Source organism: Microbispora sp. H10830 (assembly GCF_014161375.1).
Taxonomy (GTDB): domain Bacteria; phylum Actinomycetota; class Actinomycetes; order Streptosporangiales; family Streptosporangiaceae; genus Microbispora; species Microbispora catharanthi.
In genome coordinates this window covers 661,545-683,504 of the sequence record NZ_JABBWX010000001.1, presented here as the reverse complement: position 1 = coordinate 683,504, position 21,960 = coordinate 661,545, and the positions used below count along the sequence as shown (strand labels likewise).

At 70.5% G+C, this 21,960-nt stretch carries 17 protein-coding genes; 9 read left to right on the top strand and 8 right to left on the bottom strand.

From position 1 onward, the window contains the following. The first annotated feature begins 244 nt into the window (after positions 1–244). On the top strand, positions 245–1,012 hold the full coding sequence (gene recO / locus HHX35_RS03195) for a DNA repair protein RecO (RefSeq protein ID WP_182897478.1): 768 nt from the start codon (positions 245–247) through the stop codon (positions 1,010–1,012). A 245-nt stretch (positions 1,013–1,257) separates the two neighbouring features. Continuing rightward, complete coding sequence (locus tag HHX35_RS03190) at positions 1,258–2,055, top strand: isoprenyl transferase (protein ID WP_182897477.1); 798 nt, start codon at positions 1,258–1,260, stop codon at positions 2,053–2,055. A 64-nt stretch (positions 2,056–2,119) separates the two neighbouring features. Here HHX35_RS03190 and HHX35_RS03185 read toward each other — a convergent pair whose 3' ends face one another. The 3 genes from HHX35_RS03185 to HHX35_RS03175 all read right to left on the bottom strand — a co-directional run bounded on the left by HHX35_RS03185 (position 2,120) and on the right by HHX35_RS03175 (position 3,634). Beyond that, positions 2,120–2,668 (bottom strand): CGNR zinc finger domain-containing protein, encoded by a 549-nt coding sequence (locus tag HHX35_RS03185; RefSeq protein ID WP_310738873.1) that lies wholly within the window; start codon positions 2,666–2,668, stop codon positions 2,120–2,122. Between the two features lie 77 nt (positions 2,669–2,745). Continuing rightward, entirely contained in the window at positions 2,746–3,156 is a 411-nt protein-coding gene (locus HHX35_RS03180) for a Fur family transcriptional regulator (protein WP_182897476.1), read from the bottom strand. 55 nt (positions 3,157–3,211) lie between these two features. Next, positions 3,212–3,634: a DUF6703 family protein gene (locus tag HHX35_RS03175; protein ID WP_310738872.1), complete on the bottom strand. Its 423-nt coding sequence runs from the start codon at positions 3,632–3,634 to the stop codon at positions 3,212–3,214. Positions 3,635–3,755: 121 nt separating this feature from the next. Between HHX35_RS03175 and HHX35_RS03170 the strand changes: the two genes are divergently transcribed. Both HHX35_RS03170 and HHX35_RS03165 read left to right on the top strand, forming a co-directional pair. Beyond that, complete coding sequence (locus tag HHX35_RS03170; RefSeq protein WP_139579522.1) at positions 3,756–4,073, top strand: antibiotic biosynthesis monooxygenase; 318 nt, start codon at positions 3,756–3,758, stop codon at positions 4,071–4,073. A 161-nt stretch (positions 4,074–4,234) separates the two neighbouring features. Further along, on the top strand, positions 4,235–5,620 hold the full coding sequence (locus HHX35_RS03165) for a glycine--tRNA ligase (protein ID WP_139579523.1): 1,386 nt from the start codon (positions 4,235–4,237) through the stop codon (positions 5,618–5,620). A gap of 443 nt (positions 5,621–6,063) precedes the next feature. Here HHX35_RS03165 and HHX35_RS03160 read toward each other — a convergent pair whose 3' ends face one another. Both HHX35_RS03160 and HHX35_RS03155 read right to left on the bottom strand, forming a co-directional pair. Next, positions 6,064–6,561, bottom strand: a complete 498-nt coding sequence (locus HHX35_RS03160) for a hypothetical protein (protein WP_182897475.1) — start codon at positions 6,559–6,561, stop codon at positions 6,064–6,066. 98 nt (positions 6,562–6,659) lie between these two features. Then, on the bottom strand, positions 6,660–7,763 hold the full coding sequence (locus tag HHX35_RS03155; protein ID WP_182897474.1) for a hypothetical protein: 1,104 nt from the start codon (positions 7,761–7,763) through the stop codon (positions 6,660–6,662). Between the two features lie 714 nt (positions 7,764–8,477). Here HHX35_RS03155 and HHX35_RS03150 point away from each other — a divergent pair. Continuing rightward, the gene (locus HHX35_RS03150) at positions 8,478–11,282 is read left to right on the top strand and encodes a BTAD domain-containing putative transcriptional regulator (RefSeq protein ID WP_182897473.1); all 2,805 of its coding nucleotides are present in this window, start codon (positions 8,478–8,480) and stop codon (positions 11,280–11,282) included. Between the two features lie 215 nt (positions 11,283–11,497). Continuing rightward, positions 11,498–12,100, top strand: a complete 603-nt coding sequence (locus tag HHX35_RS03145) for an ATP-dependent Clp protease proteolytic subunit (protein ID WP_182897472.1) — start codon at positions 11,498–11,500, stop codon at positions 12,098–12,100. Between the two features lie 187 nt (positions 12,101–12,287). On the opposite strand, the gene HHX35_RS03140 is transcribed toward HHX35_RS03145, so the two are convergent. After that, a complete protein-coding gene (locus HHX35_RS03140; protein ID WP_310738871.1) occupies positions 12,288–13,817 on the bottom strand; it encodes an alpha/beta hydrolase in 1,530 nt (509 codons plus the stop codon). A 401-nt stretch (positions 13,818–14,218) separates the two neighbouring features. Between HHX35_RS03140 and ppdK the strand changes: the two genes are divergently transcribed. Both ppdK and HHX35_RS03130 read left to right on the top strand, forming a co-directional pair. Further along, positions 14,219–16,855, top strand: coding sequence for a pyruvate, phosphate dikinase (gene ppdK / locus HHX35_RS03135; protein ID WP_182897471.1), 2,637 nt, complete (start codon positions 14,219–14,221; stop codon positions 16,853–16,855). Positions 16,856–17,015: 160 nt separating this feature from the next. Next, positions 17,016–18,953, top strand: a complete 1,938-nt coding sequence (locus HHX35_RS03130) for a M14 family zinc carboxypeptidase (RefSeq protein WP_310738870.1) — start codon at positions 17,016–17,018, stop codon at positions 18,951–18,953. A gap of 11 nt (positions 18,954–18,964) precedes the next feature. Here the strand turns inward: HHX35_RS03130 and HHX35_RS03125 are convergent, their stop codons facing one another. Beyond that, positions 18,965–19,981 carry a YeiH family protein gene (locus HHX35_RS03125; protein ID WP_182897470.1) on the bottom strand — a complete coding sequence of 339 codons (1,017 nt, stop codon included), beginning with the start codon at positions 19,979–19,981 and terminating at the stop codon, positions 18,965–18,967. A 70-nt stretch (positions 19,982–20,051) separates the two neighbouring features. Between HHX35_RS03125 and HHX35_RS03120 the strand changes: the two genes are divergently transcribed. Beyond that, the gene (locus tag HHX35_RS03120) at positions 20,052–20,999 is read left to right on the top strand and encodes a LysR family transcriptional regulator (protein ID WP_182897469.1); all 948 of its coding nucleotides are present in this window, start codon (positions 20,052–20,054) and stop codon (positions 20,997–20,999) included. On the opposite strand, the gene HHX35_RS03115 is transcribed toward HHX35_RS03120, so the two are convergent. Continuing rightward, positions 20,996–21,787: a hypothetical protein gene (locus HHX35_RS03115; protein WP_310738869.1), complete on the bottom strand. Its 792-nt coding sequence runs from the start codon at positions 21,785–21,787 to the stop codon at positions 20,996–20,998. The two genes, HHX35_RS03120 and HHX35_RS03115, sit on opposite strands and share 4 nt — an antisense overlap. Positions 21,788–21,960 lie beyond the last annotated feature (173 nt).

Sequence of the window (21,960 nt, the reverse complement as noted above, 5' to 3'; positions counted from 1 at the left end):
GGAGATCAGGCCCTCAGGCTTGACCGGCGCGGGGAAGTCCGCCGGAAGCCAAAGCTTAGTGACCTTTCGGTTGAACCGATGCACCCCAGGTTTACCGTACGGCCCCTGTATGTACAGCTTGAGGAGGGTTCGTCGCCTGGCATCGTCGCCGGATCATTACCGAATTTTCACCATTCATGCCCCCCAACGGGGCGAATGACCGTCTCGCGAGGCGGCCGCCCGCGCGCACCCATACGATGGCGGGGTGAGCCTCTACCGGGACGAGGGCGTCGTGCTGCGCACCCAGAAGCTGGGTGAGGCCGACCGCATCATCACGATCCTCACCCGGCGCACCGGCAAGGTCCGCGGCGTGGCCAAGGGCGTGCGCAGGACCATGTCGCGCTTCGGCGCGCGGCTGGAGCCGTTCTCCCATGTCGACCTGCAACTCCACAGTGGCAGGTCGCTCGACGTGATCACCCAGGTCGAGACCCTGCATCCGTACGGCGAGGCGATCGTGGCCGACTACGCCAGGTACACCGCGGGGACCGCGATGCTGGAGACGGCCGACCGGCTGACGGTGGGGGAGAAGGAGCCGGCGCTGCGGCAGTTCCTGCTGCTGGTCGGCGGACTGCGCACGCTCGCCGAGGGCGGTCACGAGGCCCGGCTGGTGCTCGACGCGTTCTTCCTGCGCTCGCTGGCCGTCGCGGGCTACGCCCCCGCGCTGGCGGAGTGCGCGCGGTGCGGCGCGGAGGCCGTGCGCGCCTTCGCCATCGTCGCCGGCGGCGTGGTGTGCGGCGCGTGCCGCCCGGCCGGTGCCGCGGTGCCCGCCGCGGAGACGATCGCGCTGATGATCGCCCTGCTGCGCGGCGACTGGGCGGCCGCCGACGCCTCCGAGTCCCGGCACCGCGCCGAGTGCAGCGGCCTGGTGGCCGCATACCTGCAGTGGCACCTGGAGCACGGCATCCGCTCGCTGCGTCACGTGGAACGGGAGTGGCCGGGCCAGATGACCGCAAGCGAAGCGAGGATCGTCTGACCGGCCCTGCGGGGGTCCGGGGGTCGTCCCCCGGTGTCGGCGGGCCAGATGACCGCAAGCGAAGCGAGGATCGTCTGACCGGCCCTGCGGGGGTCCGGGGGTCGTCCCCCGGGTCGACAGGTCTGGAGGCGTTTCCGGTGGCGTCGGCGTGACGCGGGGGGACGCACGGAACGCGCACGGAATGCGCACGGTATCCGCACGTCTCCCGCGCCTGAGGACCGGTCTGGACGCAATACCCTCGGTACATGGTCCGTCCTCCCACTCCGCACCCGTCCGGTGCCACTCCGCCCGCCATCCCTCGCGATCTGCTGCCGCGACACGTGGCGATCGTCATGGACGGCAACGGCCGCTGGGCCAAGGCGCGCGGGTTGCCCAGGACCGAGGGGCACAAGATGGGCGAGGCGTCGCTGTTCGACGTCATCGAGGGCGCCGTCGAGATCGGCATCCCCTACCTGTCGGCGTACGCCTTCTCCACGGAGAACTGGAGGCGCTCGCCTGACGAGGTGCGCTTCCTCATGGGGTTCAACCGCGACGTCATCCGCCGGCGGCGCGACCAGCTCAACGCGATGGGCGTGCGGGTCCGCTGGGCCGGACGTCCCGGGCGGCTCTGGAAGAGCGTGATCAAGGAGCTTGAGGACGCCGAGCGGATGACGGTCGGCAACAGCACGCTGACCCTCCAGTTCTGCGTGAACTACGGCGGCCGCGCGGAGATCGTGGACGCGGCCGTGCGGCTCGCCCGCGACATCGCCGCGGGCCGGGTCAAGGCCGACAAGGTCTCGGAGAAGACCTTCGCCCGCTATCTGGACGAGCCGGAGATCCCGGACGTGGACCTGTTCCTGCGTTCGTCCGGCGAGCAGCGCACCTCCAACTTCCTGCTGTGGCAGTCCGCGTACGCCGAGATGGTCTTCCTCAACCAGCTGTGGCCCGATTTCGACCGGCGCGACCTGTGGCAGGCGTGTGAGATCTACGCCAAGCGCGACCGCAGGTATGGCGGGGCCGTTCCGAACGAGGCGGCCCAGAACTCCGGCACGGCGCGGCACTGAGTCACGGCGCGGCACTGAGTCACGGCGCGGCACTGAGTCACGGTGCCGGCGGGCGGGCCCGGAGTCAGGAGATGTCGCGGCGGCGGGCCCGGTACGCGGCGACGTGCATGCGGTTCCCGCAGGTGCGGCTGTCGCAGTAGACGCGGGAGCGGTTCCTCGACTCGTCCACGAAGACGTGGGAGCAGTCGGGCGCCGCGCACGTGCGCAGGCGATCCCGCTCGTTCTCCACGAGCACGTGGGCCAGGGCGACGCCGCAGTCGGCGGCCAGATGCTCGGCGACCGACGAGCCCGGCGCGAAGTAGTGGACGTGGAGGGGATGGCCGTCGTGCTCGGCGAGGTGCGGCGTGATGCGGGTGCGCTGCAGCAGCGTGTTGAGCAGGCCGACCGCCGTCGGCTGGTCCGGCGCGGTGAACACGGCGTGGAACTCCTCGCGCAGGGCCCGGACCTCGCCGAGGTCGCGCCGGGTCACCGCCTCGACTCCGCTGACCTCCCGCCTGCGGACGAACTCCTCCAGGTCGCCGACCTCGGCCAGCCCGTCGCGCTCGCCGGCGCCGGTGTTGATGAGGTCCACCACCGTCGCCAGCGAGTACACCATGTCATGGCTGAACGGCACGCCATCTCCCTTTTGTCGCGGCGGTCCCTGTCGCGGCGCAGGCAGCGTACCTCTCGGGGAGCCCGCGCGGGGCGGGGTCAGCTCTTTCCCGCCGCCTCCGCGCGCGACCCGGCCGCCTCCGCGCACGAGGAGCAGGTGCCGAAGACCTCCACGGTGTGAGTGACGTCGATGAAGCCGTGCTCGGCCCCGACGACCTCGGCCCAGCGCTCCACGTCCGGCCCGGCCACCTCGATTGTGCGCCCGCACTCCCGGCACACGAGGTGGTGGTGATGTGTGTCGGTCTGACATGCCCGGTAGACCGACTCGCCCTCGTCGGTGCGCAGCACGTCGACCCGGCCGGCGTCGGAGAGCGACTGGAGCGCCCGGTACACGGTCGTCAGGCCGATCTTCGAGCCGACCGCGCGCATCTCGGCGAACACGTCCTGCGCGCTGCGGAACCCCCGGCTCTGGCGGAGGATCTCGTGAACGGCGTCACGGCTCTTCGTCATCAGGACTCCTGTGTACGGCTTCGCCCTACGACCTACCAGGTTAGGCCGGTTTGCATCAGATCAGGCCGAAACGGGTGGCGGCGAGGAGGACCAGGAACGTCGCGACCGCCACGCGCAGCAACCGGCCCACCGGACGCAACGAGGGCCACGACAGGTAGGCCAGGCAGACGATGAACGCGAGCACCGGAAGCACGGCCACCCCGCCACGCCAGTCGGGCACCACCAGCCCGGCGATCAGCAGGGCCACCAGGACCAGAGGGACCAGCCAGCGGGGCAGCTGGAACAGGAAGACCAGCGGCGCGGCGCTCCTGCGCTCGACCGCGGCGCGCAGCCCGGTGGCGCCGGGCGTGAAGAACTGCTCGCCCGGCGGCAGCGGCCGCCGCACCCGCGGGGGCGCCGCGTTCCCCCGGGCGGGAGGCTTCCTCGCCAGAGGATGGGACGGCACCTGACGGCGCGGCGGTTCGGTTTCGCTTCCCACGTGTTCGAGCCTAGTGCGCGTCCGCTCAGTCTTCGCCCTGTCGCGCCGCCCACGGTGCTCCTTCCGTCCGGGTCGCCCCCTCCCCGGTGGGGCGTACGTGGGGGGTGGCATGCTGGGCGGCATGCTCGCCGTGATCCGTTACTCGGTGCCGGGCGCCCGCGCCGACGAGTTCGCCGCCCAGGCGCGCGCCATCCTCGATCTGCTGTCCGCGCAGCCGGGATACCTGCGCGGGCAGATCGGCAGGTCGGTGGACGAGCCGGTGCTGTGGGCGGTGGTCAGCGAGTGGGAGGGCGCGGGCTACTACCGGCGCGCCCTGTCGGCGGCCCGGATGGTGATGTATCCCCTGATGACCCTTATGATCAACGAGCCCAGCGCCTTCGAGGGCGTCTACGCGCTGCCGGGCGAGGGGGCGAGCGCGGGGACCGTAGGCAAGGCTTGAGCGCGGGGGCGTCGGATTCCCCTAAGCTTGAGCACGGATCCGGGCAGGTGGCCGGACGTCCCGCAGCCGCGACACGGCCGGGCCGGCCCGCCCGCTTCAGCGAGCATCGCACCGCTGACCCCGATCTCAACGCCGACACCCAGCCGGATGGAGTTCCACTGATGGCACGTCGCACCGACGTCTTGGAAACGATCGTCAGCCTCGCCAAACGCCGCGGGCTCGTCTTCCCGTCGAGCGAGATCTACGGAGGCCTGCGGGCGTCCTGGGACTACGGCCCTCTCGGTGTCGAGCTCAAGAACAACGTGAAGCGCGAGTGGTGGAAGGCCATGGTGCAGGGCCGCGACGACGTCGTCGGCCTCGACTCCTGCGTCATCCTCGCCCGCGAGGTCTGGCAGGCCAGCGGCCACGTCGAGACCTTCACCGACCCGCTCACCGAGTGCCAGTCGTGCCACAAGCGCTACCGCGCCGACCATCTCGTCGAGGCGTACGAGGCCAAGCACGGCAGTGAGCCGGCGGGCGGCCTGGCCGACATCACCTGCCCGAACTGCGGCAACAAGGGCGCCTTCACCCAGCCCAAGCAGTTCAGCGGCCTGCTGAAGACGTTCCTCGGCCCGGTCGAGGACGAGTCGGGCCTGGCGTACCTGCGGCCGGAGACCGCCCAGGGCATCTTCATCAACTACCTCAACGTCCAGCAGTCGGCCCGCAAGAAGATCCCGTTCGGCATCGGCCAGGTCGGAAAGTCGTTCCGCAACGAGATCACCCCGGGCAACTTCATCTTCCGCACCCGCGAGTTCGAGCAGATGGAGATGGAGTTCTTCGTCAAGCCCGGCACGGACGAGGAGTGGCACCAGTACTGGATCGACGAGCGCCTGCGCTGGTACGTCGACCTCGGCATCAACAAGGACAACCTCCGGCTCTACGAGCACCCGAAGGAGAAGCTGTCCCACTACTCGAAGCGGACCGTGGACATCGAGTACCGCTTCAACTTCGCCGGCGGCGAGTGGGGCGAGCTGGAGGGCATCGCCAACCGCACCGACTTCGACCTCACCGCGCACGGCAAGGCGTCCGGCACCGACCTGTCGTTCTTCGAGCAGGAGTCGGGCGAGCGCTACGTGCCGTACGTCATCGAGCCGGCGGCCGGTGTGGACCGCGCGACGCTGACCTTCCTCCTCGACGCCTACACGGTCGACGAGGCGCCCAACGCCAAGGGCGTGATGGAGGAGCGGACCGTGATGCGCCTCGACCACCGCCTTGCCCCGGTCAAGGTCGCGGTGCTGCCGCTGTCGCGCAACGCCGACCTGTCGCCGAAGGCCCGCGACCTCGCGGCCCGGCTGCGCCGCCGGTGGAACGTGGACTTCGACGACGCGGGGGCCATCGGCCGCCGCTACCGCCGCCAGGACGAGATCGGCACGCCGTTCGCGATCACGGTCGACTTCGACACCCTGGAGGACCAGGCCGTGACGATCCGCGAGCGGGACACCATGGCCCAGCAGCGGGTCGCGCTCGACCAGGTCGAGTCGTACCTGCGCCAGCACCTCAACGACTGATCACCGCGACGAGGCGCCTGTCCGGAAATTTCCGGACAGGCGCCTTTTGCTATCGCGTGCTGCTATTCCATGCAGGTGAGGAGCTGCGAACTCAGCCCTTCAGGGCCGAGAAGCCGAGGTAGAACGAGTAGAGTGCTCTCCAGCTTCAGACGGTCGACTCGCGGATGATCAGACGGCTGTCTGGTCGCTGCCGCAGACGACGGCGTCCACCTCGGGGTCGGTACGCAGGACCACCTCGGCGGCCTGCCGTCCCAAAGGCGCCCGACCGGATCGCGAGCGAGCTGTCCGACACCACCTGCGAGTGCTGCAACTCCTACAACGCGCTTGCCCAGAAGAAGCCGAACGCCTGCCCACAGCACGGTCCTCGGCAGGATCGTGCTGTGGGCAGGCGTCGTCGTCAGCGGTGACGCAAGGTGCCGCCGGCCCGGGTGCAGGGCGGCCGGTCAGCTCCGGTCGATGTACCAGTTGCCGCAGTAGCTGCCGAGCGCGTTGCGCGCGCACGCGCGGACCGCGTAGTGCCGCTGCTGATCGGTGTTCCAGTTCATGACGAGGTTGCTGCTGCTGGAGCTGTAGAACGGACCGCACTGCTTCCAGCCGCCGTTCGCCTGCACCTGCTCCGTGGTGGGGAACATGGGCAGGCTGCTGGGCATCCCCTGCAGGCTACGGTCGACCCAGACGGTGTACCCCGAATCGCTCGGCGAGATCTGGGCGTAGCTGTAGTTGAAGGCGCCGCCGTTCATCAGCTTGACGAAGCGTGCGTTTCCCAGGTAGATGTCGGCGCCGCCGACCTCCTTGTAGTAGTCGGGAACCCAGGTCTTGTCGCACTCGCCTGTGGTGGCGTGCGCGGCGGAGATCGGGCCGGCCGTCGTGGCCGCCGCTCCGATGGCCACGGCGAAGAGAACCTTCATGAAGCGCTTCGAGGTCGTGTTCCTGTAAGTCACGGCTGTCCTTTCCATTGACGGATCTACGTGGTCACCGGTCCGATACCGGGCCCGGCGCGATGAGAATGACGACGAGAATGACGTGGCCATCGGGGGAATCAGTTGGGATCGACCCAGAAGGCGTCGCGGTCCAGCAGCCGATCGCGGGTGACGAGTGCTCCGAACTTCCCTCCCGCGCCCGAGTTGTCCGTGTCGAGGACCATGTCCGTGCTGTAGGCGCCGCCGCTCGTCCAGGCGCCCTCCCAGGTGCGCGCCATGGGGTATTCGTCGCATGTCAGTCCAGGTGGACGGGGCGTCGAGTCGGGGCAGGCCATATCGCGGTTCTTCTTGACCTTCGCCGGGTCGGCAAGCCGGTGAAGGGGGGTGGTGCCGGGGGCTCCCGGAAGCCCACTGGCCTGCGCACGCTTGATGTGCTCCCTGACCGTCGGATAGGCGGACAGCCCGTCGAGCGTGGGGACGAAACTCGGGATGACGCAGCCGGCGCCGCTGAGAATCCTGTCGCAGCGGATGTCCGGCGAAGGGTACGGGCCCTTTTCCGGCGGGAAGACATTGATGATCTCCGTGTCCCCGCCCGGATGCGTCAGCTGCAGCTCGTACGTGGTGTTGACGGTGCGTATCCCGTCGATGGGCACGTTCACGAGATGGGGGACGGACGGGGTCAGGTAGCGGGTGGAGTTCTCGGGCAGTGCGATCGGGGGGCCGAAGTCGCCGGCCGTACAGCCGTAGGAACAACTGACCGCGAGGCGGAAGCTGAGCGCGTCGTCCGGGACCAGTTCTCCCTCGGAGTAGAAGCGGACGATCGCGAAGACATCGGTGAGTTCCAGGCTGTCGTTGAACATGCCGATGAAATGCATGTAGTTGATCATGGTGCGGCCGAGCAGGGCCCTCGTGGTGGTGTCGTAGACGCTGACGGACGCATAGTTGATCAGGCAGGCGGCGAATCGCCTGGTCTTCCACGCGCTCTTCGACTGATCGTCAGGGGGATCGATGCACCAGGCGGGCAGGGGCGGCGGGTCGTCGGCGGCGCTCGTCGAACTCAGGACCGATCTGCCCGGCGGTTGTGTCACCGGCGCGACGCACAACACCTTCCTCTTGCCTTGACGGGCGAGTGAAGGGAAGCGATCACGGATGTGATCGCAGCCGTTCTCCGTGATCGCCCTGGTGGCGGCGTGCGCGACAGCGTCCCGTGCGGAGGCCGTCATCAGCGCACAAAACAATAGAAGCGGCACTGTCAGAAGCGTGATTTTTCGCATGCGAAGAGTGCTCATGGCGTCCCGTAAGGCAGGAGGGGGGTGGAGGGTAGCGAGGGTTCTGCGAGGAGGTGAATCCGGCCCGGAAATAAGGGCAGGCGACAAAGCATCCGAGACGTCGATATAGGCCGGATATACGCGCTGGTAGAGCCGCTACGACGCCTGGCAGGCGATGGGGAGCCGGCCCCCGCCACCCCCTGAACGAGCAGACGCTCGCCGACCGGCGGCGGGTGCCGGGCTCCGACCACCCACGGCGCGGATCATTCGGAGCGATCTTCAGGACACTGTGGGGCACGGGCGGATCGCACCGCTTGAGCACGCCCTTCTTTCATCGCCTCGCACTTCGGCCGGCGTGAGTGCGTCGTTCGGGACTGACGATCAGCACCTTCGTGAAGGCGAGCGTGACGACCGGCGGCGAGCCGATCCACGCCTGCTTTGGCCCATATGACCTCCTGGTTCATCGCACATAAGGCTCCGGGAATGACGCGCCGCCCGCGGTCTCCGCCCGCCCCCGCGGGAAGGGCGGAACCGGCGGTGCCACCAAGGTTTCGCCGCCCGCTCCATTCGCGCTTAACGAATCCTTGAGCGGAGCCGATCTGTCCTGATTAGCTGTGGTCGCGCATTCGCACGGACCGGTCCGCGCTACCAAAGGGGAACAGACAGGCCATGGTGCAGTTCCGGCTGCTGGGACCGGTCGAAATCACAACGGACACGCATCTGGTGGATGCGGGCCCGCGCAAACAACAGGCGGTTCTCGCCGCGTTACTGGTCGACGTGGGCGTACTCGTCCCCATCGAGAAGATCATCGACCGGGTTTGGGACGAGGCGCCGCCCACGACCGCTCGCGGGGCCGTGCACAGCTACGTCACCCGGCTGCGCCGGGCGCTGAGCGAGGCCGACGCCGCCGGCGGCGACGCGCCGAGGCTGGAGCATCGCCATGCCGGTTACGTCCTCGGCGCCCGGCCGGAGCAGGTGGACCTGCACCGTTTCCGGCTGCTGCTCGACTGCGCGCGGGCCACACGAGGGGACGATGCGCGCAGAGCCGAGCTGCTGCGAGAGGCGCTCGGCCTGTGGCGGGGGGTTCCGCTCACCGGCCTGACCGGGGAGTGGGCGGAGTCCGTGCGCAGGGAGGCGGCCCAGCGGCGCCTCGGCGCGATGCTCGACCTGGCGCGCCTGGAGACGGCAGCGGGCCGGGGCGGGGTCATGATCGAGCGCCTGCGGGAGATGCTCGACGAGCATCCCCTGGTCGAGCCGTTGAGCGCCGCACTGATCCGGGCCCTGGCCGCGGTGGGGCGCAACGCGGAGGCCCTGCAGGTCTACGCGGAGACGCGGCGGCGCCTGGCGGAGGAGCTGGGCGCGGATCCGTCCCCCGATCTCCGGCAGGCGTACCGGGACGCCCTCTCTCCGCAGGCCCCCACGGCTGGGGCCACGAGCACGGCGGCCGCGGCGCCTCGGCGCGGACCGGTCCTGCTGCCCGCGGACGTGATGGGCTTCACCGGGCGGGCAGAGGCCGTGAGCACGCTCGACGAGCTGGCGGTGATGTCCGAACGGGAAGCGACAGCCGTGGTCGTGGCTGTGCTCTCCGGAGTGCCCGGGGTCGGCAAGACCGCCCTCGCGGTGCACTGGGCCCACCGCGCGCGTCATCGTTTCCCGGACGGGCAGCTGTTCGCCGACCTGCGCGGTTTCGATGCCGGCCGGTCGGCCGTCACCAGCGAGCAGGTCGTGCGCGGCTTCCTCGCCGCCCTCGGGGTACCCGTGCATCGGGTGCCGGTGTCCCCGGACGCCCAGGTCGGCCTGTATCGCGATCTCTTGGCCGACAAGCGGATGCTCGTGATCCTCGACAACGCCCACAACGCCGAACAGGTGCGTCCACTGCTGCCTGGATCGCCTGGGTCCTTCGTCCTGGTGACCAGCCGCAACCGGCTCTCCGGTCTCGTCGCCGGTCATGGTGCCCATCCGCTCGCGGTCGACGTGCTCACCCCTGAAGAGGCGCAGGAGCTGCTGACCCGGAGGATCGGACGCGACCGGGTTTCGGCGGACGCCGGCGCGGTGGACCACCTCATCGCCTCCTGCGCCCGCCTCCCGCTGGCGCTGGTGATCACCGCGGCCCGGGCCGTGACCCGTCCCGCGTTCCCGTTGCGCGCGCTCGCGGACGAGCTCCGGCAGGCCGGGGCGAGCCTGGACGCGTTCCACGACGACGACCCGGCGACCGATGTGCGGTCGGTCTTCGCCTGCTCCTACCGGGCACTCAGCGTCGGAGCGGCGGAAATCTTCCGGCGGATGAGCGCCCATCCCCGGCCGGACTTCGGCTTGGCCGTGGCGGCGAGCGCCACCGCACTCCCCCCGGAGCAGGCGCGCCGCCTGCTGGCGGAGCTCACCGCGGTCCACCTGCTGGACGAGCACGCGCCGGGCAGGTGGGCGTTCCACGATCTGCTGCACGCCTACGCCGTCGAGCTGCACCGGGAGGCCGAGAACGAAGCGGAACGCCGCGAGGTCGCCGGCCGCGTCATCGACCACTACCTGCAGACCGCCTACCGGTCGGCGCTTCTCCTCCATCCGGCGCGCGACCCCATCGCGATCGCCGATCCGCGTCCTGGCGTGACGGTGACCGCCCCCGCCGACCACGGCGAAGCCCTCGCCTGGTTCACATCGGAGCGATCCGTCCTGCTCGCGTGCGCCGAGCTCGCCGCCGCGTACGGGTTCGACACGCACACCTGGCAGCTGGCGTGGTCCATGAGCAGTTTCCTGGACCGTACAGGGGCCTGGCGGGACATGATCGCGGTACACGGTCACGCTCTCGCGGCGGCCCGAGGGGACGACCGGGTGCTCGCCCTCAGCCGGCTTGGGATCGCCCTGGCCCACACCCGGCTGGGTGACGCCGACGCGGCCGTCCGGGAGTACGGGCACGCGCTCGAGCACTTCGCGCGGCTGGAAGACCTGACCGGCCAGGCGCACATTCACAGCAACCTCGCGCGGGTCTTCGAGCAGCAGGGCCACCATGTGGAGGCGCTGGACAGCGCCGAACACGCACTCCGGCTCTACCGGGCCGCCGGCCAGCGGCACTGGGAGGCCAGGGCGATCAGCGCGGTCGGCTGGTATCACATCGCCGTCGGAAACCATCGGGAAGCGCTCGAGCACTGCCGGCAGGCTCTGACCTGGCTCCGGGAGGCCGGGGATCGCGACGGGGAATCAGCCACCTGGGACAGCCTGGGCCACGTCCACCATCAGCTCGGGGACTACGACCAAGCCGAGACCTGCTACCGGCGCGCGCTCGCGATGCACCGGCAGGACGGCGACCGCTACAACGAGTCTCTGGTCCTCACCCATATGGGCGACAACCACGAGGCGGCGGGCCGGGAAGCGGACGCCCGCGGCACATGGCGTCTGGCGCTGAACATCCTGACCGATCTGGGCCACCCCAGCGCCGATGACCTCCGGTCGAGACTGGGGCGGTCGGACGGCCCCGCCTGACGATATGTCGGCGAGCTCGGCGAGCCAGGCGGCGGCCCCGGCTCTGCCGGGCTGTTCGGGGTAGCCGGAGCATCCGGAACCGCGCTGACGGCGGAATATGCTCGTAGCGTAATTTGCTGACAGCGAAATGTGCTCAGGGTGAAATAGGCAGGCCCTTTTCCCGGTTCCGGGACTAATGTCGCCGCACAACCCGATTACCGGAACAGGGAGACCAGATGGACCACCACGCGCGCTCCGGCGATCCTGCCGCCGACCGGTTCGCCTTTGGCGATCTTGGCCGTAAGCTGCTGGAACGGCGCATCGTCGTGCTCGGCCAGGAGGTGGACGACGACATCGCCAACCGGATCTGCTCGCAACTGCTGCTGCTGACCGCGGAGGACTCCACGCGGGACATCAGCCTTTACATCAATTCCCCCGGTGGTTCCGTGTCGGCCGGCCTGGCGATTTACGACGTCATGCAATACGTGCCGAACGACGTCGTCACCGTGGGCATGGGCCTGGCCGCCTCGATGGGACAGTTCCTGCTGTGCGCCGGCGCGCCTGGCAAGCGCTATGCCCTGCCGCACGCGCGCATCATGATGCACCAGCCGCTCGGCGGCATCGGCGGCACGGCGGCCGACATCGCGATCCAGGCCGAGCAGATGCTGCACACGAAGAAGACCCTGGCCGAGCGCATCGCCTTCCACACCGGTCAGCCGCTCGAACGCATCGAGGCGGACTCCGACCGGGACCGGTGGTTCACCGCCGCGGAGGCCAGGGAGTACGGCATCGTCGACCACGTGGTGGCCGGGCTCGGCGCCCTGCGAACGGCACAGTAAGCGCCAGAGTGAGCGCCAGAGTGAGCGGCACAGTAAGCGCCACAGTGAGCGGCACAGTGAGCGGCACAGTGAGCGGCACAGTGAGCGGCACAGTGAGCGGCACAGTGGCGACGAGGTGGATGGCGCCGTGAACGAGCGGGGGAGCGCGCTCAGCCGCGGCGCGTCCCCTCAGCCGCAGCGCGTCCCCTCAGCCGCAGCGCGTCCCCTTGGCCGGGACCGTCCCCTCCAGCAGGTACGCGTTGACCTTGTCGTCGATGCACTGGTTCTGGCCGTACGCGCCGTGGCCCTCGCCGTTCAGCGTCAGCAGCACGGCGGTGCGCAGTTGGTCGGCCAGCCGCGGCGCCCACTGGTATGGCGTGGCCGGGTCGTTCGTGACGCCGACCACCAGGATGGGATTGGATCCGGTGGCGTCGACGTGCCTGGCGGCGTCGTCCCCGCGCACCGGCCAGACGCTGCACGATCCCGCGCTGATCGCGGTCGAGGCGAAGATCGGGCTCTTCTTCTCCAGCCGCCGGGCCAGCTCCTCGGCCTGGGCGACCGAGGGGCGGTCGGTGCTGTCGACGCACAGCACCGCCGGCAGCGAGAACTGCAGGGTCGAGTAGGTGCCGTTCGGCTGCCGCCCGGCGTACTGGTCGGCCAGCGCGAGCAGGCCGTCGAACTTGCCCTTCCTGCCTTCGTCGAGCGCCTCGGTGAGCAGCGGCCAGGTGTACTTGCTGTAGAGGGCCTGGGTGATGCCCGCCCTGGCGATGTCCTCGGTGACCGTGCGCGAGCCGACCTTCCCCGGCGTGCGGGCCACGGTGTCGAGGATCTTCAGCACGGTGGCGTTCGCGGCGGCGGCGTCGGCGCCGAGCGGGCAACTCGTCCGCGTCTTGGTGCAGTCGGCCAGGTAGTCCTCGTACGCCTTCTGGAAGCCGAGGGCCTGCGTCTTGGCCATGTCGAGCATGGTGACCGAGGGGTCGACGGCCGAGTCGAGCACCATCCGACCCACCTTCTTCGGGTACTGCGTGGCGTACACCGCCCCGAGGTGGGTGCCGTAGGAGAAGCCCAAATAGTTGAGGTGCGGGTCGCCGAGGGCCGCGCGCAGCGACTCCATGTCGCGTGACGCGTTGACGGTGCCGACGTAGGGCAGGATCCAGCCCGCGTTGCGCTCGCACGCCTGGGCGAATCCCTTGACGAGCGTGGTCTCGGTCGCGGCGTTCTCGCTGGGCTCCCTGCTCATGTACTGGTCCATCTGGGCAGCGCTGAGACAGCGGATGCCGCTGCTGCGCTCCACACCGCGCGGGTCGAAGCCGACGAGGTCGTAGCGGCTGTTCAGGGTGGAGAACGCGTGGGCCGCGTTGATGAGCGTCGTGACGCCGGAGCCGCCGGGACCGCCGAAGTTGAAGACCAGGGAGCCGATCCGCCGGCTCTGGTCGGTGGCCCGCAGCCGGACCAGGGCGATGCCGATCTTCTTGCCCTCCGGCTTGGCGTAGTCGAGGGGCACCTGGAGCGTGGCGCACTCGAAGCCGGAGGAGGAGGCCGTCTCCTCGCACGGCTTCCAGGACAGGGAGGGCGTGCCCGACGCGTAGTCCTCCGGGGTGACCCGTGCGCCCCCGCAGCCGGCGGTCGCCGTCATCGCGCCGAGCCCGGCGACCGCCGCCGCCATCACCGGCCAGACCCTTCGCGCCGCCACTCCCCGCGCCGCCCGCATCCGCGCCGCCATTCCCCGCGCCGTCACTCGCGCCGATATCCCTCGCTCCGGAACCCCTCGCGACAACGCTCGCGACACTGACAACCCTCCGTGTTCGACTGTATTCGGAGGGTGTCTCGTTTATATCGCATGCCGTCGCGGCCGCACCGCCGACTCACCGGAACTCCGCCTTACCGGACAATGGTCTAAACCATTTCCCCTCTCGTCATGCGGAGCCTTCATGTCGTCCTTGGCGGCGAATTGGTTTATACCAGTGCGCCATCGTCGAAAAAATGGCCGTTCTTGGATTGGATTAGACCTCTCCGATGCCCTCTACCTGCTTAGACGTCATATGTGGTGAAGGGTGAGGTTTGGTGCTGCTTTTCCTAGGTACAGTCCGGTTGCGGGCCGCGTCCGCGGTTTTATTGAAGTCGGCGAAGGAGCGTCGCATGCCCAAGTATGTTTACGACTTCACCGAGGGCAACAAGGACCTCAAAGACCTACTCGGTGGCAAGGGTGCCAATCTGGCGGAAATGACGAACATCGGCCTCCCCGTGCCTCCCGGCTTCACGATCACCGCCGAGGCCTGCCGCCACTACCTGGGGCACGGCGGCATGCCCGACGGGCTGGAGGGGGAGATCGCCGAGCACCTCGCCGCCCTCGAGGCCCGGATGGGCAAGCGCCTCGGTCAGGCGGACGACCCGCTGCTGGTCAGCGTGAGGTCGGGGGCCAAGTTCTCGATGCCCGGCATGATGGAGACGGTCCTCAACATCGGCCTCAACGACGACTCCGTCCTCGGGCTGGCCAAGCAGTCGGGCAACGACCGTTTCGCGTGGGACTCCTATCGCCGGCTCATCCAGATGTTCGGCAAGACCGTCCTGGGCATCGACGGCGAGCTGTTCGAGGACGCGATGGACGAGCTCAAGGGCGAGCGGGACGACACCGACCTCGACGCCGCCGACCTCCAGCGGCTGGTCGAGACCTTCAAGGGCATCGTCAGGGAGCGGACGGGCCGCGACTTCCCCGCCGACCCCCGGGAGCAGATGGACCTCGCCGTCAGGGCGGTCTTCGACTCCTGGAACGCACCGCGCGCGATTCTCTACCGCCGCCAGGAGCGCATCCCCGCCGACCTCGGCACCGCCGTCAACGTCGTCGCCATGGTGTTCGGCAACATGGGCCCGGACTCCGGCACCGGAGTCGCCTTCACCCGTGACCCCGGCTCGGGACGCCAGGGCGTCTACGGCGACTACCTGCGCAACGCCCAGGGCGAGGACGTCGTCGCCGGCATCCGCAACACCGTCCCCCTGCAGGAGCTGGAGACCATCAATCCGGGGGCCTACCGCGAGCTCCTCGACATCATGGCGACGCTGGAGCGGCACTACCGCGACCTGTGCGACATCGAGTTCACGATCGAGCGCGGCAAGCTGTGGATGCTGCAGACCCGAGTCGGCAAGCGCACGGCCGCCGCCGCCTTCTGCATCGCCACCCAGCTCGTGGACGAGGGCCTGATCGACATGGACGAGGCGGTCACCCGGGTCACCGGTGAGCAGCTCGCCCAGCTCATGTTCCCCCGCTTCGCCGCGACGGCCGGCGACCGCAGGCTGACCACCGGCATGAACGCCTCGCCCGGCGCCGCCGCGGGCAGGGCCGTCTTCAGCTCCGAGCGGGCCGTCGAGCTGGCAGGACGGGGCGAGGCGGTCATCCTCGTGCGGCGGGAGACCAACCCCGACGACCTCGCCGGGATGATCGCGGCTCACGGCGTGCTCACCTCCAGGGGCGGCAAGACCTCCCACGCCGCCGTGGTGGCGCGCGGCATGGGCAAGACCTGCGTGTGCGGGGCCGAGGAGCTGGAGGTCGACCCGCACGCCCGCCGGTTCACCGCACCAGGAGGGGTCGTCGTCGACGAGGGCGACGTGATCTCGATCGACGGCGGCAGCGGAGCCGTGTACCTCGGTGAGGTCCCCGTCACCGCCTCGCCGGTCGCGAAGTACTTCGAAGGCGAGCCGGCAGAGGACGAGCTGGTGCGGGCCGTCGACCGGATCATGACCCACGCCGACTCAGCACGCCGCCTCGCCGTACGGGCCAACGCCGACACCCCCGAGGACGCCGCCCGCGCCCGCCGCTACGGAGCCCAGGGCATCGGGCTGTGCCGTACGGAGCACATGTTCCTGGGCGAGCGGCGGCGGCTCGTCGAGGACCTGATCCTGGCCACGACGCCCGAGGCGCGGCAGGCCGCGCTCGACGCGCTCGAACCGCTGCAGACCGGCGACTTCACCGGCATCTTCACGGCCATGCACGGGCTGCCGGTGACGATCCGGCTGATCGACCCGCCGCTGCACGAGTTCCTGCCCGACCTCGTCGACCTGGCCGTGAAGGTGGCCCTGGCGGGGGACAGGGCGGACGACCGGGACCGCAGGCTCCTCGATGCGGTCAAGCGGCTGCACGAGCAGAACCCGATGCTCGGCCTGCGCGGCGTACGGCTCGGCCTGACGATTCCCGGCCTGTTCGCCATGCAGGTGCGGGCCATCGCCACGGCGGCCCGGCGGGTCGGGGGCGCGCGGGCGGAGATCATGATTCCGCTGGTCGGCGCGGTGCAGGAGCTGGAGATCGTCAAGGAGGAGGCGGAGCGTATCCTCGCCGAAGCGGGCGTGGAGGCGGCGATCGGCACGATGATCGAGGTGCCGAGGGCGGCGCTGACGGCCGGGCAGATCGCCGAGGCCGCCGAGTTCTTCTCGTTCGGCACCAACGACCTCACCCAGATGGCCTGGGGCTTCTCCCGCGACGACGTGGAGAGCGCCTTCTTCGGCACGTACCTCGACCTGGGCGTCTTCGGGGTCTCGCCGTTCGAGTCCATCGACCGCGAGGGCGTCGGCCGGCTGATGCGGATCGCGGTCGAGGAGGGCAGGCGGACCCGGCCGGACCTCAAGCTCGGCATCTGCGGCGAGCACGGCGGGGACCCCGACTCGGTGCACTTCTGCCACGAGATCGGCCTCGACTACGTCTCCTGCTCGCCGTTCCGCATCCCGGTGGCCCGGCTGGAGGCGGGCCGTGCCGCGCTGACCTGCGCGCAGTCCGACACGCGATGAGTTGAAATTCCACAAAACACCCGGACTGGTTGTGGAATGACCAGGTCGGAGTGGGGGCGGTTCACGGCGGTTCGCCGGGCCGCGCGACACGGCCCGGTGACCGTTGAAGCCGCACGCCTGATTGATCACTCTACGTACCTACCGCAAGGGAGGGCGTGGAGTGAGAAGACGTCGCCGCCTGCCGGGGCCGGGGATCGCGGCGGCCCTGCGCCCTGCTGTCTTCGCGTTGCTTTGTGCCCTCGTGACACTGCTCGGTGCCGCCCCCGCCTCGTCGGCCGTCTCGCTGACGGCCTCGGCGACGGCCTCGGTGACGGCCTCGGTGGCGGCCTCCGTGGCGGGCGGAGCGGGCCAGGAGCCGTCGCCGTCGAGGCAATACCAGGTGGACGGCCCGGCCACCGTCGCGCAGCGCAACGCGGTGGCCCGCACGGGGGCCGCCGTCGACGAGGTGCACGGCCGGAGCATGGTGGTCACCGCGACGCTCCAGGAGGCCGACGCCATCCGCCGGCTCGGGTTCACGGTGACCGAGCTGGCACCTCCCGCCGAGGCCCGCGGGCCGCAGACCTTCGACTTCCCCTCGGGGGATTCCGGCTACCACAACTACGCCGAGCTCAGCACGCTGGTCGACCAGCTCGTCGCCGCCCATCCCGGGATCGCCCGTAGGTTCAGCTACGGCCGTTCGTACGAGGGCCGCGACCTGATGGGCGTCAAGATCAGTGACAACGTGGCCACCGACGAGAGCGAGCCGGAGGTGCTGTTCACCGCCCACCAGCACGCGCGCGAGCACCTCACCGTCGAGATGGCGATCTACCTGCTGCGCCTGTTCACCGAGGACTACGGCGCCGACGCCCAGATCACCGACCTGGTGAACACGCGGGAGATCTGGATCCTGCCCGACCTCAACCCCGACGGCGGCGAGTACGACATCGCCACAGGCTCCTACCGGTCGTGGCGGAAGAACCGCCAGCCCAACTCCGGCACCTCCAGCGTCGGCACCGATCTCAACCGCAACTGGGCCTACAGGTGGGGCTGCTGCGGCGGCTCCTCCGGCACCCCGTCCAGCGAGACCTACCGCGGCTCGGCCGCCGAGTCGGCCCCGGAGGTCAGGGCGGCGGCCGACTTCGTCCGCAGCCGCGTGGTCGGCGGCGTCCAGCAGATCAAGGCGGCCATCGACTGGCACACCTACAGCGAGCTCGTCCTCTGGCCGTACGGGTACACGACGGCCGACACCGGCCCGGGCATGACGCAGGACGACCGGGACGCGCATGCCGCCCTCGGCCGGAGCATGGCGGCCACCAACGGGTACACCGCCGAGCAGTCGAGCGACCTCTACATCACCGACGGCTCGATCGACGACTGGATGTGGGGCACGTACAAGATCTTCACGTACACGTTCGAGATGTACCCCAAGGGGAGCAGCCCCGGCTTCTATCCGCCCGACGAGGTGATCGACCGGGAGACCTCCCGCAACCGGGCGGCCGCGCTGCTGCTCGTCCAGAACGCCGACTGCGTCTACCGGGTCATCGGCAAGGAGTCCGCGTACTGCGGCACCGGCACACCCCCCGCGACCGTCTACTCCGACACCTTCGAGACCGCGACCGGCTGGACCGCGAACGCCGCCGGCGCCGACACGGCCACCTCGGGCGCGTGGGAGCGCGCCGACCCCGCGGCGACCTCGTCCAGCGGGGCCAAGCAGCTCGGCACGACGGTCAGCGGGAGCTACGACCTGGTCACCGGCGCCTCGGCAGGGACGAGCGCCGGGGACGGCGACGTCGACGGGGGAGTGACCACGATCACGTCGCCGCCGATCACGCTGCCGGCGTCGGGGACGCTCACGCTGTCGTTCTCCTGGTATCTCGCCCACGGATCGAACTCCTCCACGGCCGACTACTTCCGCGTGAAGGTGATCGGCGGCACGACCAGCACGGTCTTCGAGCAGCTCGGCGCGGCCGCCGACAGGGACGGCGCGTGGAGCGTCGCCACCGCGTCGCTGACCGGGCTGGCCGGCCAGACCGTGCGGATCCAGTTCGAGGCGGCCGACCTGGCCTCCGCCAGTCTTCTGGAGGCCGGGGCCGACGACGTGACGATCACGAAGTCCTGACCCTGCGGGGATCACGCCAGCGCCGTGACGCCGGCGAGGGCGACCAGCGTGACAAGGGTCGTGGAGAGGGCGCCCAGCGCGACGGCGCGGCGGCCGGTGCGCAGGAGCGCCCGCAGGCGGACCGCCGCTCCCATGCCGAACAGCGCGGCGGTGAACAGCAGGGTCTCCGCGGTCTTCAGCGCCGACAGCGACGCGGGCGGCAGGACGCCGAGGCTGCGCAGGGCCGCCATGGCGAGGAAGCCGGCCACGAAGAGGGGCACGACGGGCGGCCTCCTGCCCTCGGTGGGAGCGGCCGTACGGCGGCGCCAGAGCGTGACCCCGGCGATGAGAGGGGCGAGCAGGACCACCCGGGTCAGCTTGACGACCACCGCGGTGGTGAGCGCCGCCCCGCCTACAGCCTGCGCGGTGGCCACGACCTGGGCCACCTCGTGCACGCTCGCGCCGGCCCAGACGCCGAACGCCTCCGGAGACAGGTGCAGGAGGCCCTCGGCCTGCGGCAGGACGGCGATCGCGAGCGAGCCGTACAGCGTCACCAGGGCGACGGCGGTCATGACGTCCTCCTCGTCGCTGTCCGTCACCCCGTCCATGGCCGCGACGGCCGCCGCCCCGCAGATGGAGAAACCGGTCGCGACGAGCAGGGACAGCTCGCGCCCCAGTCCGAGCCTGCGGCCGAGCCACTGTGTGCCGAAGAAGGTCGCGGTGACCGTCACCACGACCGGCAGCAGCACCGGAAGTCCCAGGGCGAGGACGTCGGGAAGGGCGAGCTGCGCGCCGAGGAGGACGATCCCGAGCCGCAGCGGCCCTCTCGCGGCGAACTCGAGCCCGGGACGCAGGGCGGGTGAGGACAGGCCAAGGTTGGTCGTGACGGCGCCGAGGACGAGCGCCGCCATCAGCGGGCTGACGGCGGGGACGAGCGCGTTGACGGCGATGGCCAGGGCGACCCCGGCGGTCGTCACCAGCAGTCCCGGAAGCAGCCTTGAATCAAGCGTGGAACGGGCAGCGGTGGCCCGCGTGAGAGACGGAGGCATGCGGAGATCGTCGCGAAGTCCCATATGCACCGGTAGCCACCGATTTCGCAAGACCTCATACGGTTGCCGTATGACCCCACGGTGGCCGGATCTGGCCAGCCTCGAACTGCTGCTCCTGGTGGCGGAGCAGGGCAGCCTCGGTAAGGCGGCGAAGCTGCACGGCATCACGCAGGCGTCCGCCAGCCGCAGGCTCGACACGCTGGAGCGGGAGCTGGGGGTGCCGCTGCTGCACCGCTCGACCACGGGCTCGCGCCTCACCCCGCAGGGCCAGGTCGTCGCCGACTGGGCCCGCGCCACTTTGACGGCGGCGAACGACCTGATCACGGGGGTGCAGGCCCTTCGCGGCCGGCGCGACGCCCGTGTACGGGTGGCCGCGAGCATGACCGTCGCCGAATATCTGATGCCCGGCTGGCTGGTGGCGCTGCGCCGCGTGCTGCCCGACGTCGAGGTGGGGCTGCGCGTGGTCAACTCCGGTGAGGTCTGCCGGATGGCGACGGACGGTGAGATCGACGCGGGCTTCATCGAGTCGCCCGTCGTGCCACGGGAGCTGACCTCCTGGCCGGTAGCGGAAGACCGGCTCGTCGTCGTGGTGGCCCCGGGCCACGCGTGGGCCCGGCGCGGGGAACCCCTGCGCGGAAAACCTCTGCGCGGGGAGCCTTCGCGCGGGGAACCATTGAGTCGCGCCGACCTGGCCGCGACGCCGCTGGTGGTGCGCGAGCCCGGCTCGGGCACCCGCCACGCCCTCGACCGTCTCCTGACCGGGCCGGACGTCGCCCCGCCGATCCTGGAGCTGTCCTCCAACGCCGCGGTGAAGGTGGCGGTGGAGACCGGGGTCGCCCCGGCGGTCCTCAGCCGTCTCGCCGTGGCCGCCGAACTACGCGACGGACGCCTGATCGAGGTGCCCGTCGCCGATCTCGACCTGCGCCGGCCGCTGCTCGCGGTGTGGCGGGCCAGGACCCGGCTGACCGGCCCGGCCGCCGAGCTCGTCCGCCTCGCCCGGACCGCCGCTCGCGGCTAGTCCCACTCCCAGCGGATGCCGCGCACGCCGGGCCGGGCGCCGGTGTCCACCAGGTGGGCGGCCCCGAACGCGTCGACGCGCAGCTCACCGGAGTCACCGGGAGGTGCCGACGCGTCGGGGGACCAGGTGTGGAAGCACCGCACCGGCAGCCGCCCGCCCGTGAACCGCACCTGCACCAGATGCTGCTCGACCGGGTCAAGCAGGCGCCGGTCGTACCGGTCGGCGGCGGCGACGGCGGCGACGTACTCCACGACCTGGGTCTCGCCGGGGGCGAGCGGGTGCGGGAAGATCAGCTCGGTCAGGGGGCCGGTCCCGTCGTCGTCCCCGCGGCCGGGCCGGCAGCCCTCGGTGCGCAGCAGCCGGGTGCCCGGCGGATGGGCGACCACGTACCGGTCCACGCGCGGCGCCGCGGCCCGCAGCACGGCCCGGGCGCTCACCCGGTGCCGCCGCCCGGCGCCCACCACCACCTGCTCGTGGTGGCTGAGCACGGTGAGCGTCTCCGGCCGCCGGCCCCGCGGGCGGGGCGGCCCGAGCAGGCCGATCAGCGCGTACTCCGGCAGGGACAGGATGCCTTCGAGCTCCCGGACCGCCGCCAGCGAGGCGGCGCGTTCGGGCCGCGACCGGCCGCGCTGCCAGTAGCTGAGGCTGGACAGGCTGACGTGGACGCCCCGCTCGCGCAGCCGTGAGTGCAGGCGGTCGAGGCTCAGTCCCCGGGCGCGGATGGCCGCCCGCAGGGCGCGCTCGAAGGGCCCGGATCGGAGGACCTCCGCGAGCTCGTTGTCCACCACCAGGGCTCCTCCTCGGAAGCGCCAGGGCGGGAAAAACCGAGTATCACTCGCGGTCGCTTACCGGGCAAGGGGGCAATCTCCCATCGGACTACCGGATCTGTCGTGAAACCGGACCTTCGCGGGTACGCTCCATTCCCCGCCGCCACGGGGCTTGCCACAGGGAAGGAGGATGG

Bases quoted from the DNA above. Each gene is read 5' to 3' on its own strand.
- HHX35_RS03190 (WP_182897477.1), top strand. From the start codon at position 1,258: ATGGTCCGTCCTCCCACTCCGCACCCGTCCGGTGCCACTCCGCCCGCC.
- HHX35_RS03180 (WP_182897476.1), bottom strand. From the start codon at position 3,156: ATGACGAAGAGCCGTGACGCCGTTCACGAGATCCTCCGCCAGAGCCGG.
- HHX35_RS03170 (WP_139579522.1), top strand. From the start codon at position 3,756: ATGCTCGCCGTGATCCGTTACTCGGTGCCGGGCGCCCGCGCCGACGAG.
- HHX35_RS03165 (WP_139579523.1), top strand. From the start codon at position 4,235: ATGGCACGTCGCACCGACGTCTTGGAAACGATCGTCAGCCTCGCCAAA.
- HHX35_RS03155 (WP_182897474.1), bottom strand. From the start codon at position 7,763: ATGACGGCCTCCGCACGGGACGCTGTCGCGCACGCCGCCACCAGGGCG.
- HHX35_RS03150 (WP_182897473.1), top strand. From the start codon at position 8,478: ATGGTGCAGTTCCGGCTGCTGGGACCGGTCGAAATCACAACGGACACG.
- HHX35_RS03145 (WP_182897472.1), top strand. From the start codon at position 11,498: ATGGACCACCACGCGCGCTCCGGCGATCCTGCCGCCGACCGGTTCGCC.
- ppdK (WP_182897471.1), top strand. From the start codon at position 14,219: ATGCCCAAGTATGTTTACGACTTCACCGAGGGCAACAAGGACCTCAAA.
- HHX35_RS03125 (WP_182897470.1), bottom strand. From the start codon at position 19,981: ATGCCTCCGTCTCTCACGCGGGCCACCGCTGCCCGTTCCACGCTTGAT.
- HHX35_RS03120 (WP_182897469.1), top strand. From the start codon at position 20,052: ATGACCCCACGGTGGCCGGATCTGGCCAGCCTCGAACTGCTGCTCCTG.